Annotated in this window: 14 protein-coding genes; 5 read left to right on the forward strand and 9 right to left on the reverse strand. The window is 62.8% G+C overall.

Features of this window, described 5'->3' with window-relative positions:
- Window positions 1-117: 117 nt before the first annotated feature.
- Window positions 118-363 carry an Lrp/AsnC ligand binding domain-containing protein gene (locus CQ13_RS17060; RefSeq protein WP_057844007.1) on the forward strand — a complete coding sequence of 82 codons (246 nt, stop codon included), beginning with the start codon at window positions 118-120 and terminating at the stop codon, window positions 361-363.
- 251 nt (window positions 364-614) lie between these two features.
- Window positions 615-1415 carry a J domain-containing protein gene (locus CQ13_RS17065; RefSeq protein ID WP_057844008.1) on the forward strand — a complete coding sequence of 267 codons (801 nt, stop codon included), beginning with the start codon at window positions 615-617 and terminating at the stop codon, window positions 1413-1415.
- A 15-nt stretch (window positions 1416-1430) separates the two neighbouring features.
- On the opposite strand, the gene CQ13_RS17070 is transcribed toward CQ13_RS17065, so the two are convergent.
- Window positions 1431-2363: a c-type cytochrome gene (locus CQ13_RS17070; RefSeq protein WP_057844009.1), complete on the reverse strand. Its 933-nt coding sequence runs from the start codon at window positions 2361-2363 to the stop codon at window positions 1431-1433.
- Window positions 2364-2532: 169 nt separating this feature from the next.
- On the opposite strand from CQ13_RS17070, the gene CQ13_RS17075 reads away from it, so the two are divergent.
- Window positions 2533-2955 carry a CHRD domain-containing protein gene (locus CQ13_RS17075; RefSeq protein WP_057844010.1) on the forward strand — a complete coding sequence of 141 codons (423 nt, stop codon included), beginning with the start codon at window positions 2533-2535 and terminating at the stop codon, window positions 2953-2955.
- 207 nt (window positions 2956-3162) lie between these two features.
- Here CQ13_RS17075 and CQ13_RS17080 read toward each other — a convergent pair whose 3' ends face one another.
- The 7 genes from CQ13_RS17080 to CQ13_RS17110 all read right to left on the reverse strand — a co-directional run bounded on the left by CQ13_RS17080 (window position 3163) and on the right by CQ13_RS17110 (window position 12783).
- The gene (locus tag CQ13_RS17080; protein WP_057844011.1) at window positions 3163-3609 is read right to left on the reverse strand and encodes a c-type cytochrome; all 447 of its coding nucleotides are present in this window, start codon (window positions 3607-3609) and stop codon (window positions 3163-3165) included.
- Between the two features lie 108 nt (window positions 3610-3717).
- Window positions 3718-6027 carry a xanthine dehydrogenase family protein molybdopterin-binding subunit gene (locus CQ13_RS17085; protein ID WP_057844012.1) on the reverse strand — a complete coding sequence of 770 codons (2310 nt, stop codon included), beginning with the start codon at window positions 6025-6027 and terminating at the stop codon, window positions 3718-3720.
- A 334-nt stretch (window positions 6028-6361) separates the two neighbouring features.
- A complete protein-coding gene (gene murJ, locus CQ13_RS17090) occupies window positions 6362-7903 on the reverse strand; it encodes a murein biosynthesis integral membrane protein MurJ (RefSeq protein WP_057844013.1) in 1542 nt (513 codons plus the stop codon).
- Between the two features lie 113 nt (window positions 7904-8016).
- Window positions 8017-9168 (reverse strand): DegT/DnrJ/EryC1/StrS family aminotransferase, encoded by a 1152-nt coding sequence (locus tag CQ13_RS17095; protein WP_057844014.1) that lies wholly within the window; start codon window positions 9166-9168, stop codon window positions 8017-8019.
- Between the two features lie 27 nt (window positions 9169-9195).
- Window positions 9196-10212 carry a Gfo/Idh/MocA family protein gene (locus tag CQ13_RS17100; RefSeq protein ID WP_057844015.1) on the reverse strand — a complete coding sequence of 339 codons (1017 nt, stop codon included), beginning with the start codon at window positions 10210-10212 and terminating at the stop codon, window positions 9196-9198.
- Window positions 10213-10373: 161 nt separating this feature from the next.
- Window positions 10374-11786, reverse strand: coding sequence for a mannose-1-phosphate guanylyltransferase/mannose-6-phosphate isomerase (locus CQ13_RS17105; protein ID WP_057844016.1), 1413 nt, complete (start codon window positions 11784-11786; stop codon window positions 10374-10376).
- 7 nt (window positions 11787-11793) lie between these two features.
- Window positions 11794-12783 (reverse strand): NAD-dependent epimerase, encoded by a 990-nt coding sequence (locus tag CQ13_RS17110; RefSeq protein WP_057844017.1) that lies wholly within the window; start codon window positions 12781-12783, stop codon window positions 11794-11796.
- A 181-nt stretch (window positions 12784-12964) separates the two neighbouring features.
- On the opposite strand from CQ13_RS17110, the gene CQ13_RS17115 reads away from it, so the two are divergent.
- The gene (locus CQ13_RS17115; RefSeq protein WP_057844018.1) at window positions 12965-13924 is read left to right on the forward strand and encodes a lysylphosphatidylglycerol synthase transmembrane domain-containing protein; all 960 of its coding nucleotides are present in this window, start codon (window positions 12965-12967) and stop codon (window positions 13922-13924) included.
- Window positions 13925-13952: 28 nt separating this feature from the next.
- Complete coding sequence (locus CQ13_RS17120; RefSeq protein WP_057844019.1) at window positions 13953-14975, forward strand: MraY family glycosyltransferase; 1023 nt, start codon at window positions 13953-13955, stop codon at window positions 14973-14975.
- 5 nt (window positions 14976-14980) lie between these two features.
- Here CQ13_RS17120 and CQ13_RS17125 read toward each other — a convergent pair whose 3' ends face one another.
- Window positions 14981-16177: a glycosyltransferase family 4 protein gene (locus CQ13_RS17125; protein WP_057844020.1), complete on the reverse strand. Its 1197-nt coding sequence runs from the start codon at window positions 16175-16177 to the stop codon at window positions 14981-14983.
- Window positions 16178-16205: the final 28 nt, after the last annotated feature.

Consider the following 16205-nt stretch of genomic DNA (forward strand, 5'->3'; position numbering starts at 1 on the left):
AGTCGTCGGTTGAAGGCCATGGAATGTCCTATCGCGCCGTCGCATGGGCAGCAAGCTGGCTTGCCATTATCAGCGGTTTTTGGCCTAGTGGGACCAACCAATTCGGAGACGACAGCGATGGTTCCCTTCTTCGTCCAGTTCAAATGCAAACTCGGCCAATCCTATGCCGTCGCCAATGCGCTCGCGGAGGCCGAGATCGCCTCGGAGATCTATTCCACTGCCGGCGATTACGATCTGCTGGTCAAGTTCTACGTCGATAAGGACACCGACATCGGCCATTTCGTCAACGAGAAGGTGCAGGTGATTCCAGGGATCCAGGACACCCACACCATCATCACCTTCAAGGCGTTCGGCGCGGGTTAGGCATCGGCCCGCCTTCCCGCCTCTATCCTCGCCCGGCGGATGGCTGGAGGTTTAGGCGCGCCGCCGCTTCAGCCTACGCCCGATCGCGGGGCTTCTCACCGCAACGGAGGGTTAACGACGTTAACCATGGCATGCTTTTGCCATATGAGGATCATCCTACCGCCTTGATATTTTTGATTAACTAGGGCGTCGTCAATCGGAAGCTCCGCGGCGGGGACATTCCGAGGGGGGAAACAGTCGCGAGTACCACCATGGGGACGCTGTACGATTTGCTCGGAGCGCTTCCGAGTGATGACGCCGAGGAATTGCGGAAGGCATTCCGCAAGGCCGCGAAGGCGACCCATCCCGATATCAATCCCGATAATCCCGATGCTGCGCTGAGGTTCAGGGAACTCGTGCGCGCCTATGACATCCTGACCGACACCGAGCAGCGCTCGACCTACGATCAGTTGCTCGCCATTGCGCTGCAGCCGCCTGCCACCCCAGCGGTCCGCACCTATGAGACCGTCCGAAAGGTCGCCTCCAATACGATGGCGGCAACGATCATTTCTGCGGTGCTGGTCGGCGGCTACACCGTGTTCGGATTGTTTTCAAAACCGCCGGGCGCCGCCGAAATGCTGACCGGCAGAACCGCCGGCGGCGCGCAGGAAGTTGCGGCCGTGCAGCCCGACGGTTCAGCGCAGGACGAACCGCGCATCCAGCGCGGTGGAGAGGTTTCAACCGGCGGAGCGATCGCGCTCGCCTCCGCAGTACCCGCAGCTACGGAATCGGGCGCCGCCCCCATCGGCCGCTTCGAGCCTGTCCCGGCCTTCGTCACGTACAATTTGGGCGTCCAGTACTATCCGCGGTTCGCAACCGCCTATTTGGACCGCGGCGTCGTGCTGTACCGGACGGGCGATTTCGATCGCTCGTTCGCCGACACTGCGCCGGCCAAACGTCCCACGGATTTGAAACGGACCAAAAACGCCACGGCCGTGCCGCGCAAGCTATTGACCATCGTGCCCACCCTGCCGGAAAGGCGCGAGCTGATGCCCGCGGCTCTGACGCCCTGACGGCGCGCCAAGCCGTCATGACTTTTCTGCGTCCTTCTTCTTCGGGCGTGGCGGTCCCTCGACCGGCGGCAGCGACTTCACATACTCCGCGATGGCGTCGCGATCCTCCGGCGGCAACTGCGACGTGTTCCTGATCACCCGCGCCATCGATCCACCGGCGGTGTCGCCATCCGGCGTTTGCCCGGTTTCGAGGAAGTAGGCGATATCCTTTGCGCTCCACTCCTCCAATCTTTTCTGGGTGATGTTGGGTACCCAGCCCTCTCCTTCCGGATTGGGCCCGCCCGCGAAGCGTTGCGCTTCGACGATACCGCCGAGGAAGTTGCGCGGGCTGTGGCACTCGGCGCAATGGCCCATACCGTTGACGAGGTAGGCGCCGCGATTCCATGACGCCGAATGTGCAGCGTCCGGGCTATGGGGCTTGCCATCCATGAATAGCCATTTCCAGACGCCGATATTGCGACGGATGTTAAATGGAAACGGCACGTCGTGATCGCGCGTCTTGCCGCTTACCGGCGCAAGCGTCTTCAGATAGGCGAAAAGATCGCGAACGTCGTCGACGGTAGCGTTTTGGTAGGACGTATATGGAAAGGCCGGAAAATAATGCACGCCGTCCGGCGACGTCCCCTTGAGCACCGCTGTCACAAAATCCGCCTCGCTCCACCGGCCAATACCGTAGGTGGGATCTGACGAGATGTTGGGAACGTAAAACGTCCCGAACGGAGACGGCATTGCGAGCCCGCCGCCCAGGTTCAACCGATCGGGCTGGTTGGGAACGGCATGGCAGGAGGAACAGCCTCCGGCATTGAACGTTGCAACGCCGTTGGCAAGGTTCGGCGTGCGGGGAGGAAGCGAGGCTGGCGCAACCACCGCCGGGATCGTGAGCCACCAGAAAACACCGGCGCCGGCGACGACAGCCAAAATCAAGCCAAGGAGAATTCGTCGCAGCATTCACTGATCCGTTGTCAGGGAGTCCTAAACTCAACAACCAGTATGGACGCACTTTGCGCCATAGGCTTCTGCGAAACTTCGAGCCTTTGTCTGCATCTCGGGAATAAATTCGGAAAGGCGTTGTTTTGAGGCTGACATCGCCGTTTTGACGTCCACAGGGAGAAACACCATGTCGAACAAGACCATGCTTGTCACGCTTGCGTTGGGGGCAGCGATTGCTTTTGCAGGGCCCGCGTCTGCCGACAAGATGAAGGCGACGCTCGACGGCAAGTCCCAGGTGCCGCCCAACACCAGCACGGCCAAGGGCACCGCCGACATCGACTACGATCCCGCCAGCAAGAAGCTGAGCTGGAAGCTCTCCTATTCCGGCCTGTCCGGACCTGCCACCGCGGCACATTTCCACGGCCCCGCGGAAGCCGGCAAGAATGCCGGTGTCGCTGTCGCCATCCCCAATGCGACGTCGAGCCCGGTCGAGGGCAGCGCAACGTTGACCGATGCGCAGGCCGCCGACCTCGTGGCCGGCAGGTACTACATCAACATTCACACCGCAGCCAATCCGGGCGGCGAAATCCGCGGCCAGGTGACCAAATAAATCAAGTCACCAAGTAAATTTGGTGACGAAGTAAGCTCGAGCACGAGTAAACAAAAACAAGAAAGGCTAACACAAAAAGGGCGGACGCTTCCTGGCGTCCGCCCCTTTTGAGGTCAGAGCATGATCCAGAAAAATGTGTAGCGGTTTTCCCTCGCGACAAACGCGGAACGCGTTTGCGCGGAGATCATGCTCAAGGTTGGAATGCGATCAGCCCTTCTTGATCCGATATGTCTCGTGGCAGCCACCGCACTGCTTGCCGATGACAGGCAGTTCCGCCTTTAGCGTGTCGAGATTCTTGACCTTGCTTTTGGCATCGGCGACGACCTTGGCGAAGCTCTTAATTTGGGACTCGAAGCCGGCCTTGTCTGTCCAGATTTTCGGCGAGGGATCGTAATCACCTTCCAGCTTGACACCTTTCATGCTCTCGGGGAACAGCGTCGGAAGGTTCTTGGCGGTGTCATCGAACTGGTCCAGCGCGGCATTGACAGTCGACTGATCGTAGGGCTTTTCGCCCTTGACCATCGCCGATAACGCGGCTGCGTTCTTGCCATTGTCCTTCATCATGGCCTGGGTGCGCTTGACCTGATCCTGCTGTGCAACGACCGCACCGGCACTGAATGCAAGCGCAGCTACGACGACGACGATCCGTTTCATTGGCTAAATCCCCCTTCAATTCGGGTTTGTACCGGCCCCAAAGGTGGCGCGGACCGACTGTTTGTAAAACACCGCAGGCGCCGCATCATTCCGCACGCGACAAAAATATCAGAGGTTATGCCGCTTCTGTGCCTCGCGGATCGCGATCCAGATCCGCTCGGCGGTGGCCGGCATGTCGATGTGGTCGATCTTGTACTCGCGCCACAGGCCCTCGATGATCGCGTTGACCACCGCGGGGCAAGAGCCGATCGCGCCTGCCTCGCCTGCACCCTTGACGCCGAGCGGATTGGTCGTGCACGGCACATTGTGCGTTTCGAAATGGAACGACGGACCATCGGAAGCCCGCGGCACCGCATAATCCATGAAAGTGCCGGTGACGAGCTGGCCATCGGTTGCGCTGTAGACCGCGTGCTCCATCAAGGCCTGACCGATGCCCTGCATCGCGCCGCCATGCACCTGGCCGGCGAGCAGCAGCGGATTGAGCGTGACCCCGAAATCGTCGACGATGACATAGTTGATTATTCTGATGATGCCGGTGGCGGGATCGATCTCGATTTCGGCGAGATGCGTGCCGTTCGGATAGGTGCCGTCGGCCTGGGCGAAGGTCGCGCTCGCATTCAGTTTCGACGGATCGACGCCTGGCCGTTTCGCGAGGTCGGCGAAGCTGATCGAGCGATCGGTGCCCGCGATGCGCACGACGCCATTGCTGATCTCGAGGTCGCCGGCGCTGGTCTCCAGCGCTTCGGCCGCGATCTCCTTCAGCTTGTTGCCGAGTTCGCGCGTGGCGCGCTCGACGCTGACGCCGCCGGTCGGGATCGACGCCGAGCCGCCGGTGCCGAGCCCGGTGGCGATCTTGTCGGTGTCGCCCTGCAAGACATGGACACGCTCCGGCGGCACGCCGAACTGCTCGGCAACGAGCTGTGCATAGGCCGTCTGATGGCCCTGCCCGCTCGACTGCGTGCCGATCAGGATATTGATGTCGCCGTTGGGATCAAGCGCGACGTTGGCGGTCTCCTCGCCCATCGTGCCGCAGACCTCGACATAGCAGGACATGCCGATGCCGCGCACGAGACCTTGCTTCTTCGCCGCCTTGGCGCGCTTTGGAAATTCCTTCCAGTTGGCGACTTCCATCGCGCGCTTCATATGCGCGGTAAAGTCGCCGGAATCGTAGACCTTTCCGGTCGCGGTCTTGTAGGGCATCGCCTTCGGCGGAATGAAGTTCTTGCGCCGGATCGCATCCGGCGTCATCCCGAGCTTTCGCGCGGCCGCATCGACCAGACGTTCGACCACATAGGCCGCTTCGGGGCGCCCGGCGCCGCGATAGGCATCGACCGGCACGGTATTGGTGAACACGGTGCGGACGCGGCAGTGGAAGGCCTGGATATCGTAGAGCCCGGGCAGCATGCCGGCACCGCCATGGGGGATGTAGGGCCCAAAGGTCGAGAGATAGGCGCCCATGTCGCCCATCAGATCGACGTCCATGCCGAGGAATTTGCCGTCCTCGGCCAACGCCATCTTGGCGGTCGTGACGTTGTCGCGGCCCTGCGCGTCGCCCATGAAGTGATCGGAGCGATCCGCGGTCCATTTGATGGTCTTGCGCAGCTTGCGCGCCGCCACCGAAATCAGCGCATACTCGCGGTAGGGAAACAGTTTTGTGCCGAAGCCGCCGCCGACGTCGGGGCAGATCACTCGCATCTTTTCCATCGGAATCTTCAGCACCATGCCGCACAGGATTTCGCGCAGGCGATGGCTGCCCTGGCTGCCGATGGTTAGCGTTAGATGATCGCGCTTGGCGTCGTATTCGGCGACCGCGGCGCGCGTCTCCATGAAGTTGGTGATGACGCGCGGGTTGACGATCGATATCTCAGCGATCGCATGCGCTTTGGCAAAGGCGGCCTCAGCCGCCTTCCTGTCGCCGATCGACACGTCGAACAGCAAATTGCCGGGCTTGTCAGGCCAGACCAGCGGCGCGTCTTTCTTCACGGCGTTGACGACGCCGACCACCGACGGAAGCGGCATCCATTTGACGTCGATCGCCTCCATCGCGTCACGGGCCTGGTCGATGGTGTCGGCGACCAAGAAGGCGACGGCGTCGCCGACATGGCGCACCTCGTCCTTGGGAAGAATCGGATAGGGCGGGCCGGTGAACGGATCGACTTCCAGGTTGAACAGGCACGGCAGGTCGCCGAGATCCCTGACATCGTCGGCGGTCAGGATCGCAGCCACGCCCGGCATCCCGCGGGCCTTGGTGACGTTGAGCGTGAACTTCGCGTGCGCATGCGGCGAGCGCAGCATCAGCGCGTGCAACGCCGGCTGTGGTGAATGGTCGTCGGTATAGCGGCCCTTGCCGCGAATGAGCGCGTCGTCCTCCTTGCGAAGGACGCTTTGACCGACGCCGAACTTGATGGGAGCTGCCATCGTATCTCCAATTGTCGTTAGCGCGTGATGACTTTTCCTGGAAACGTCACCGCACTCACTTTTGTTTTTGAGCATGACCCTTTCGGAGAACCCGGTACCCGCGTTTCCGGATCACGCACCTGGAAGCGTTCTATATTGCAGCGGTTCGCGAGCCAGCGCAAACCCGCTTTCAGCGGCGACTACTATTCCAGCGGCCGGATTTTCCGCACCTGCACAACAAGAAAACTTGATGACGTCCGGCTCACAATGCCGGCGTTTGTCCGGTGGCAGACGCGAACCTGCGCCAACGCAGCCACCGCGCGACTTCTAGAAAATTTCTTTTATTCACAGAAGCTTAGCCCCGGGATTGGCGGTCGCGGAGCAGCACAAATAGCCATCCCCTGCCAAACAGCAGCAGGATCAAGACCCCGTACACGAATGCACCAGCCACGATCAGCAGCAGTAGCGAGGTCTCGTCGCGGAAGATGTGCATTTGCGCGAAGTAGAAACTAGCGAATCGCGCGGTGGCCCAAAGCGCGGCGGCGAGCAGAACCCCCGCCGCCGCGAACTTGGCGAGCGATGTCATCCAGGCGCGGTCGAGTTCGAGGTACCCCGCCCGCACCGCGAAAGCGAGCACCAGCAGGAGATTGACCCAGGCCCCGATGGCAGTGGCGAGCGCGAGACCGATTTGCGCCAGTGTGCCCATCAACGCGATCTTCAGCGCCACGTTGACCGCAACGCCGGTCAGCGCCGCCTTTACTGGCGTCGCGGTGTCCTGACGGGCATAGAAGGTCGCCACCGCACTGCGGATCGTCACGAACGGAATGAGTCCGATCGCGTAAGCTGCCAATGTGGCGCCCGCGGCTGCCGCATCCGCTTTCGAGAACGCGCCACGCGCAAACATCGCGCGCATGATGACATCAGGCACGGTCAGGAAGGCGGCGACGAATGGCACCGAAAACAGCAGCGAGAACTCGAACGCCCGCCGCTGCGCGGCTGATGCCCCAGCGACATCGTTCGCAGTCAGGCGCCGCGACATTTCCGGCAACAGCACGGTGCCGATCGCGATCCCGATCACGCCGATCGGCAACTGGTTGAGACGGTCGGCGTAATACAGCGCCGAAAGCGCTCCCGCCGACAGAAAGGTCGCGATGATGGTGTCGGCGAACAACGCGACCTGCGTTCCCATAGAGCCGATGGTCGCAGGTCCGAGCGCCCGAAAAAACGCGCGCACGTCTTCGTCGAATTTGACGAAAGCGAATTTCGGCAGGATGCCGGTCTTTGCCGCATCACCCGCCAGCAGCAGGAACTCGAGGATGCCGGCGAGCAGAACGCCCCATGCGGCGGCGTAGCCCGCGCCCGGAAAGAACGCCGCCAGCGCCAGTGTCGCCATCATCGACAGGTTGAGAAAGATCGGCGCGGCGGCGGCGCTCGCAAAGCGGTGCATCACGTTGAGCATGCCGCCGTACAGCGTCACCAGCGTGATCAGCAGCAAATACGGAAACGTGATCCGCGTCAGCGATATCGCCAGTTCGCCGCGCGCCGGGTCGTCCTTGAACCCCGGCGCGAGAATGGCGATCACCTCGGGCATGAACCACCACGCCAGGACGAGCAGGATCACCTGCACGGCGAACAGCAGCGTGAAGATGCGGTCGGCGAATAGCCGCGCCGAGGCTTCACCCTTGCCGCGCAGATGCGCATAGGCCGGCACAAAGGCGGCGTTGAAGGCACCTTCGGCGAAGATGGCGCGAAAATGATTGGGCAGCCGCAGTGCCACGAAAAACGCGTCCGCGACGGGGCCTGCGCCGAGAATCGCGGCGAGCATGATATCGCGCGCGAATCCGGTCAGCCGCGAAAGCAGCGTATAACCGCCGACGGTGAAGATGCGTCCGAGCATGCGCCGCTTCTAGCGCATATTCGCAGAACGGGGAAATCAGTCGGCGGGCAGCTTAGCCATGATGTTGACCGAAACCGGCGACCACGTCGCTGACGCGGCCCTTCGGGTCGGGATCACGCCTGAAGCGCGCCGCGCACCGCCTTGATGACCCGCTCCTGCGTCGGCTCGTCGAGATAGGCATGTATCGGCAGGCTGATGACGTCGGCGGACAGGCTCTCGCAGACCGGCAGTCCGCCATCCGCGACTGGGAAATTGCGATAGGCGGTCTGCTGATGCATCGATTTCGTGTAATAGATCGCGGTCGGAATCCCCTGCGCCTTGAGGTCGGCCGCAAAGCGGTCACGGTCCGTGCCTTTGGGCAGGCGGATCGTATAGCAGGCCCAGATCGAGCTGCAGCCGCTGGCAAGACGCGGCACGGTCACGACATTGCCGAGCCCCCGCGCATAGCGCTCCGCGACCACATTGCGCGCGGCGATCTCGTCCTCGAAAATTTTCAGCTTCTCGATCAGAATCGCGGCCTGCATGGTGTCGAGCCGCGCGGTGAGCCCGATACGGACATTGTCGTATTTGTCCGAGCCCTGGCCGTGGACGCGGATGCTGCGCAGCGTTTCGGCGAGCGCATCGTCGTCGGTGAAGATCGCGCCGCCGTCGCCGAAGCAGCCGAGCGGCTTTGCGGGAAAGAAGCTGGTTGTGGTCGCCAGACCGAAGGTGCCGAGCCGGCGGCCCTTGTAGCTGGCGCCAAAGCTCTGGGCAGCGTCGTTGAGCACGAACAGGCCCTCGGCTTCGGCGATGGAACCGATCGCGTCCTGGTCGGCCGGCTGTCCGAACAGGTCGACCGGAATGATGGCGCGCGGATTCAGGCCACGCTGCCGCGCGGTCGCGATTCCGCGCTTGAGCGAGCCGGGGTCGATGTTGAAGGTCACCTCATCGACATCGACGAAGACGGGCGTGGCGCCGGTCAGCACCACCACCTCGCCGGTCGCGCAAAAAGTGAAGGACGGACACAGCACGGCATCGCCTGGGCCGATATTTTTCGCCATCAACACCATCAGCAGCGCGTCGGTGCCGCTGGCGCAGCTCACCACGTGCTTGGCGCCGCAAAATTTTGCGAGCGCGGCTTCCAGCTCAGCGACCTCCGGTCCGTTGATGAACTGGCAGTGATCGAGCACGCGGGCAACGGCCTCATCGATCGATTTGCCGAGCCGGCGGCGCTGCGCGGCGATATCAGCGAAGGGAACGGGTTCTGGACGCATGTGCTGGTTCATGGAGCCTTGCTCGGTTCTGGAAGAAATTCAGCCGGCGATACGGCGCGGTCCCTTGCGCGCGGCAGACGCCGCGGGCTTGGCGGGCTGCTCGAGGCAGCGGATCGCGATCTCGAGACTGGCGACGCCCTCGTCGCCGGAAACGGCGGGCACATCGCCGGTGCGGACGGCATCGAGGAATGCGATCAGCTCGGCGCGCAGCGGTTCGTCATGACCAACGGGCAAATGCCGCATCGAGTAGCTGCCGTCGGGCTTGAAGCCGAAGCACTCGGTCACCTGCCGTGTCAAAAGATCGCCCATCACATATTTGCCGCGGGTTGCGACCGTAACGCTGCGCGCCTTGAACGGGGTCAGCCAGTTGGTGTTGATATGGGCAAGCACGCCCGAAGCGGTGCGGAATTGCAGGAGCGCGATGTCCTCGCGCTCGGCAACCGCGCTGGAAAGCTGCGGCTGCACCTCGACGATATCGGACTCGGTGAACCAGCGGATCAGGTCGATATCGTGGACGGCGAGATCAATCACGACGCCGACATTGGACATGCGCGGCGGAAACGGTCCGACGCGGGTGATGCCGATCGAAAGAATGTCCTCACCCGAGATCGCCTGCTTGATCGCGGCGACCGCCGGATTGAAGCGCTCGACATGGCCGACCATCAGCGTCACGCCGGCACTACGCGCCGCATTGACGATGTCCTGCCCTTCCTCGACGGTCGAGGCCACCGGCTTCTCGACCAGGAGGTGGATGTTGCGGGTGATGCAGGCGAGCGCAATCTCGTGATGAAGATGGGTCGGCGCCGCGATCGTAATGGCATCGACGCCCTCGTCAAACAGCTCGTCGAGTTCGGCGAACGCACGGCAGCCGGCGAGCGCGGTGGCGCGCGCGCGGTGTTCGGGCAACGGATCGACAATGCCGACCAGCGTCACGCCGGGCAGACCGGCCAGCACGCGGGCATGGTTGCTGCCCATCACGCCCGCGCCGACCACGCCGACGCGCAAGCCGCGTTTTGCGTCGGCCTTCGCGTCGAATGCGGCCCCTTTGGAACTCATGATTTGTCGACCCCAAGCAGATTCCAGGCAGAATTGCGCCGGTAGTATCCCCGGCGGTTCTCTAGCACGCCATCACAGATGTGGCGAACGCGATCGACGGTTTTCAGACACGTTTTGATTCAAAGAATTACAACCGCGGGCCCGGTAGAACTACGGTCGGCTCAACTGCGCTGGTAGTCGTCCTCGATGCGGATGATGTCGTCCTCACCGAGATAACTCCCGGTCTGGACCTCGATCAGTTCGAGCTGGATCTTGCCCGGATTTTCCAGCCGGTGCACCGCGCCGATCGGGATGTAGATCGATTCGTTCTCGTGCACGGTCTTGACCAGTTCGTTGACGGTCACCTGCGCCGTTCCGCGCACCACGATCCAGTGCTCGGATCGATGATGGTGTTTTTGCAGCGACAGCCGCCCGCCCGGCTTGACGATGATGCGCTTGACCTGATGCCGGTTGCCATTGTCGACCGACTGATAGGATCCCCAGGGCCGATGCACCCTGATGTGGTCTTCCGTCACCTGCGGCGCCACTGTCTTCAATTTCGCGACCAGCCGCTTCAGCCCGTTGGCGTCCTTCTGCCTGCTAACCAGCACGGCGTCCTGAGTTGCGACCACCACGAGGTCGTCGACGCCTTCGAGCGCGACCAGCGCGCGATCGGTCGATACGTTGCAATTGCGAGAATCCTCAAACACGGCTGCGCCGCGCGCTGCGTTGCCCTCTCCGTCCTTGCCGGACAATTCCCACACCGCATGCCAGGAGCCGACGTCGGACCAGCCGCACGCGACCGGCACGACCGCGGCACGCGAGGTCTTCTCCATCACTGCATAGTCGATCGAGATCGATTTCGCCGATCCGAACGCGGCCTCGTCGAGCTTGACGAAGCCAAGGTCGGTGCCTGCCTTCGTCACTGCTTCAGTGACGGCTTGGACGCTGTCCGCATCAACCTTGCTGTACTCATCCGACAGCACGGCGGCGCGGAACATGAAGTTGCCGCTGTTCCAGAGATAGCCCGACTTGACGTACTCAGCCGCGGTTGCCGGATCGGGCTTCTCGACGAACTTCGCGACTGCGCGAACCTTGCCGGAAATGACTTCGCCGGGATTGATGTAGCCATATTCGGTGGCGGCGCGTTCGGGCTGCACGCCGAACGTCACGATGTGCCCGGCTTCCGCGGCAGCCAGCCCTTCGCGGCAGGCGGCGAGGAAAGCGGGCGTGTCGCGCACCACGTGGTCGGCGGCGAGCGCCAGCACGATGGCATCCTTGTCGCGCGCTTGCGCAAAGGCAGCGCCGGCCGCGATCGCAGGCCCGGAATCGCGCCGCATCGGTTCGAGCAGCACGTCGGCTTCCAGTCCGACCTCCGCCAATTGCTCGAGCACCATGAAGCGATAGGCGTTGTTGGTGATGATGACGGGCCGTTCGAACAGCCCAGCATCCGAAACCCGGAACAGCGTATCCTGGAATGTCGAACGCGCGCCGAACAGGGACAGGAACTGCTTGGGATGAACCTCGCGTGAGGCCGGCCACAGCCGGGTTCCCGCGCCGCCGCACATGATGAGAGGGATAATTCGTCGGTTCATCGGCGCCTCAAATCCTGTAGTAGCCACGATACCAGCCAACGAAGTCGCGAAGCCCTTCCTCGATCGAAGTCTGCGGCCTGAAGCCGGTATCGCGCATCAGTTCGGTTACGTCAGCAAAAGTCTCGGTCACATCTCCGGGCTGCATCGGCAGCATCTCCTTGACCGCCGCGCGGCCCAATTCCCGCTCCAAAACTGCTATCACATGGGTCAGCTCTTCCGGATGATTATTGCCGACATTGTAAATTTTTGCCGGCGCCCCGGCGCCCTGCCCCCCGTCGCGCGGGGCCTGGTCGACCAGTCGCAATACGGCGCGCGTCACGTCCTCGATATAGGTAAAGTCGCGTCGCATCCTGCCATGGTTGAAGAGCCTGATCGGGGTACCCTCCACGATCGCCTTGGTAAACAGGTAGACCGCCATGTCGGGCCGTCCCCATGGCCCATAAATGGTGAAGAACCGCAGGCCCGTTACTGGAAGACGATAGAGATGGCTGTAGGAATGCGCGATCAGCTCATTGGCCTTCTTGGTGGCGGCATAGAGGCTGATCGGATGGTCGGTTTTGTCCTCCACCGAAAACGGTAGTTTCGTATTGGCGCCGTAGACCGATGAGGACGAGGCATAGACCAGATGGCCGCAGCCATGATGCCGGCAGCCTTCCAGCACGTTGACGAAGCCTGCGAGATTGGCATCGACATAGGCGTGCGGATGATCGATCGAATAACGCACGCCGGGCTGGGCTGCGAGATGCACCACGCTTGGAAAGCGGTGTTTGGCGAACAGGCGTTCCACTGACGTGCGACTAGCGAGATCGATCTGCTCGAATGTGAAACCCTGCTCCCGGCGCAGCTCGTCCAGCCGCGCCCGCTTCAACGCCGGATCGTAATAATCGTTGAGATTGTCGAGCCCGACCACCCCTCGTCCTTCGGCCAGCAGCCGGCGCGCAACGTGGAAGCCGATGAAACCCGCAGCTCCGGTGACCAATATGGGTTGATCCGGCATCGTATCCTTGGAAGGCGCCGCTCAATGGCTGAAATCTCTGTCGCTAGGCCTCTTTACCTGCGTTGCCGAGGCCACCGCAACACCTACCAGCCCCGCTATTGCCAGATCGGCCCGAAAACCATACCAAGGCGCCGAATTGCACCGCTTTTTGCACCCTCTTCTCAAACCCGGCACGGGCGAGATGCGCCGAATCCTGCTTTCGACATTAAAGATACTGGTCTCGGCGGCGCTCTTGTATTTCTCGTTGCGCAAGGTCGACCTCGCCGACCTCGCGGCCCGCATCGACGTTTCCAGCCTGGGCTGGATCGGTGTTGCGATTGCCGTGACGTTCCTGCAGATATTCGTCGGCGTCCTGCGATGGCGCGAGATCGGAGCGGAATGCGGCGCGCCGCTGCCGACCCGGCAGGCGATGCGCTTCAACGTGATCGGGATGTTCTTCAACCAGACGCTACCGTCCTCGATCGGCGGCGATGCGGTCAGGCTATGGCTCGTCGCGCGCAGCGGCGCCGGCTGGCGGGCGGCGACCTATTCCATCTTCGTCGACCGTGCCATCGGCCTGATCGCGCTAGCCGTCGTCATCGTTGCGAGCCTGCCGTGGAGCTATCGCCTGATCACCGATCCCCACGGTAGGTCGGCGCTGCTGTTCGTCGATTTCGCAGCGCTTGCCGGTGGCCTCGGATTTCTCCTGCTCGGCAGGCTGCGGTGGCCGTGGCTGAAGCACTGGTGGGGCACCCATCACATCTACGCCTGCTCGGTGATCGCCAATCGCGTGCTGTTCAGCCGCACTCACGGCCCGAAAGTCGCGGTGCTGTCGTTATTGGTGCACGTACTTGCCGTCGTCATCGCCTGGTGCGTGGTGCAATCGATCGCCGCCCCCGTTGTGTTCGGCCAGATCTTCCAGCTCGTTCCGCCCGTCATGCTGATCACCATGCTGCCGATCTCGATTGCCGGCTGGGGTGTTCGCGAAGCCACCATGGGGCTGGCGTTCGGGTATGCCGGCCTGATGGCCAACGAGGGCGTCAACATCTCCCTGCTCTATGGCGCGGTATCCTTCATCGTCGGTGCGATCGGCGGCCTGGTCTGGATTTTCAGCGCCGAGAAAGCCGCGCGGGGCGTGACGCCGATCGAAGTTCCCAAGTAATTTTCGAACAACTTGCCGCGCGGGTAGAATGGCCAATTCGCAACTATTGCTGTCGTTTGCCGCAGTAGTGCCGGCTGTGCTGTTGTCGGCCGTCCTGACATGGGCGATCCGGCCGCTGATGGTGCGGATAGCGCTGGCAAAACCGAATGCGCGCTCCTCCCATCAGGTTCCGACACCGCAGGGCGCGGGCGTCGCGGTGATCGCGGCCACGCTGATTGCGGCGGCTGCGGTCATCGCGCTTGCCGACGCGGTGGAGATGAGAATTCCCGTCGCCGTGTTCGGCGCGACGCTGTTCATCGCAGCCGTCGGCTTCGCTGATGACGTCAACTCGATTCCCGTGGTGCCGCGGCTATTGCTGCAGGGACTGGCCGTCGCGGTGGTGATCTTGGTCGCCCCCGACAGCTTGCGGATCGTTCCCGCCTGCCCGCTCTGGCTCGAGCGCAGCCTCCTGATCCTCGCAGGCCTGTGGTTCGTGAACCTCGTCAACTTTATGGACGGGCTGGACCTGATGACGGTCGCCGAGATCGTGCCCATCACCGGCGCACTCGTTCTGCTCGGTTGGCTCGGCGGACTTCCGGCATCGACGACGGTCGCTGCCGCAGCGCTGTTCGGCGCGATGCTCGGCTTCGCCCCCTTCAACCGGCCGGTAGCAAAAATCTTTCTCGGGGACGTCGGTAGCCTGCCGATCGGCCTGTTGGCCGGCTGGTGTCTCTTGCAGCTCGCCTGGCACCAGCAAGTGGCAGCGGCGCTGCTGTTGCCGCTGTATTACCTCGCCGATGCGACCGTCACGCTGCTGCGGCGCGTCGCGCGGCGCGAGCCGTTCTGGGCCGCGCATCGCACCCACTTCTATCAGCGCGCCACCGACAACGGCTTCTCGGTATCGCGCGTGGTGAGCGAAGTGTTCGCGCTCAACCTCGTGCTGGCCGCATTGGCAATCGGCTCGGCCATGACCTCGTCGTCTACGATAACTGGCCTGCTACTCGGTGCTGGAGGCGCCGCGACGGCGCTCTTGATGCACCGTTTCTCGCGGCGGCGACCGTCTCGCGTCTGATCCAGCTACTTTTGGGCGAGCTCGCGGATGAGGCAGCAATAGTTGGCCATGGCGATTTCAAAATCAAAGCGCCTGGAGATTTCAGCCGCGCGTTCGGCCCGCTGTGGGTCGTCGGCCTGAGCGGCGCGACTGACCGTTTTCGCCAGTTCGCCGGCGTTGCCGGGCTCCACCACCCAGCCGACATTGTGCTCGATGACCGTCAGCGCCGCCTCGGCATCCGCTTCGGAAACCAGGATCACCGGACGGCCGATCGCCAGCAGATTGTAGAATCGGCTGGGCACCGACACGCCGGCGACGTTCCTGCGGTAGGGAATGATCCAGACGTCCGCCGCAGAAAGAAACGCCTCTAGCTGCTCCTCCTCGACGCGATCGACCAGGGTAACGTTCGGGAGCTTTGCCTCGGCCTGCATGGCCTTCAACTGGTCGAACCCGATCCCCCAGCCCGACAGCAGGAAGTGTATATCCTTGTCGTCGCGCAGCAGGCGCGCCGCTTCGAACACGATGACGGGATCGTGGGTAAAGCCGAGATTGCCTGACAGTCCGACGACGAAGCGGGCGGAAAGCGACTGGCGGTACGGATTGCCTGGGTCGATCGCGCGAACGCCACGCGCAAGTGTCGCCCAGTTCGGAATGAAGCGGATCTTGTCACTTGTCATTCCGCCATAGCGCAGCAGCAGCTTCTCGGTGTCGCGGCCGATGATGACGACGGCGTCGAGCGCGCGAAACATCGGCGCGTTCAAGGCGCGCATCGCTTTCGCCACGATCGACTGCGGCTTCAACAGGCCAGCCATGACGAGGACGTCGGGATAGAGATCGTGCATGATCAGCGCCGATCTCGCGCGTTTCAATTTGGCCGCGGCGGCAAACGCGTAAGGCAGCATGAAGGGGGCCGGCACGGTCAGCGTGACGTCACCGCGCCGCAACCTCGCCAGCAGCACGAAAAACATCCGGACCGTGAACAGCAATTCGGCCACGGCGCGCCTTCCCAGCGCGCCCTTGCCCGGCATCCAGTTCTTGACCTCGACGACCTCAGGCTTGCCCGCTTGCGCCGATATCGCGGAGCCCGCCGTTCCCGACAGCACCAGCACCTCGGCCTCCGGCGCCGCGCGGTCGGAAACCGCGGCCATGATCGCCGCCGTCGTGCTCGGATCGGGCGGATAATGCTGGCTGACGACGACGACTTTTCCGGACTTCTGAATCATGGCTTCCGAAGGGGTACGAATGGCCGCG

This window comes from Bradyrhizobium retamae, assembly GCF_001440415.1.
GTDB classification, from domain to species: domain Bacteria; phylum Pseudomonadota; class Alphaproteobacteria; order Rhizobiales; family Xanthobacteraceae; genus Bradyrhizobium; species Bradyrhizobium retamae.

What these genes read in the sequence shown, in the direction of transcription:
- CQ13_RS17100 (WP_057844015.1), bottom strand. Translation starts at nt 10,212, where the DNA reads ATGAGTTCCAAAGGGGCCGCATTCGACGCGAAGGCCGACGCAAAACGC.
- CQ13_RS17085 (WP_057844012.1), bottom strand. Translation starts at nt 6,027, where the DNA reads ATGGCAGCTCCCATCAAGTTCGGCGTCGGTCAAAGCGTCCTTCGCAAG.
- CQ13_RS17080 (WP_057844011.1), bottom strand. Translation starts at nt 3,609, where the DNA reads ATGAAACGGATCGTCGTCGTCGTAGCTGCGCTTGCATTCAGTGCCGGT.
- CQ13_RS17125 (WP_057844020.1), bottom strand. Translation starts at nt 16,177, where the DNA reads ATGATTCAGAAGTCCGGAAAAGTCGTCGTCGTCAGCCAGCATTATCCG.
- CQ13_RS17095 (WP_057844014.1), bottom strand. Translation starts at nt 9,168, where the DNA reads ATGAACCAGCACATGCGTCCAGAACCCGTTCCCTTCGCTGATATCGCC.
- murJ (WP_057844013.1), bottom strand. Translation starts at nt 7,903, where the DNA reads ATGCTCGGACGCATCTTCACCGTCGGCGGTTATACGCTGCTTTCGCGG.
- CQ13_RS17115 (WP_057844018.1), top strand. Translation starts at nt 12,965, where the DNA reads ATGCGCCGAATCCTGCTTTCGACATTAAAGATACTGGTCTCGGCGGCG.
- CQ13_RS17105 (WP_057844016.1), bottom strand. Translation starts at nt 11,786, where the DNA reads ATGAACCGACGAATTATCCCTCTCATCATGTGCGGCGGCGCGGGAACC.
- CQ13_RS17060 (WP_057844007.1), top strand. Translation starts at nt 118, where the DNA reads ATGGTTCCCTTCTTCGTCCAGTTCAAATGCAAACTCGGCCAATCCTAT.
- CQ13_RS17065 (WP_057844008.1), top strand. Translation starts at nt 615, where the DNA reads ATGGGGACGCTGTACGATTTGCTCGGAGCGCTTCCGAGTGATGACGCC.
- CQ13_RS17075 (WP_057844010.1), top strand. Translation starts at nt 2,533, where the DNA reads ATGTCGAACAAGACCATGCTTGTCACGCTTGCGTTGGGGGCAGCGATT.
- CQ13_RS17120 (WP_057844019.1), top strand. Translation starts at nt 13,953, where the DNA reads ATGGCCAATTCGCAACTATTGCTGTCGTTTGCCGCAGTAGTGCCGGCT.
- CQ13_RS17070 (WP_057844009.1), bottom strand. Translation starts at nt 2,363, where the DNA reads ATGCTGCGACGAATTCTCCTTGGCTTGATTTTGGCTGTCGTCGCCGGC.
- CQ13_RS17110 (WP_057844017.1), bottom strand. Translation starts at nt 12,783, where the DNA reads ATGCCGGATCAACCCATATTGGTCACCGGAGCTGCGGGTTTCATCGGC.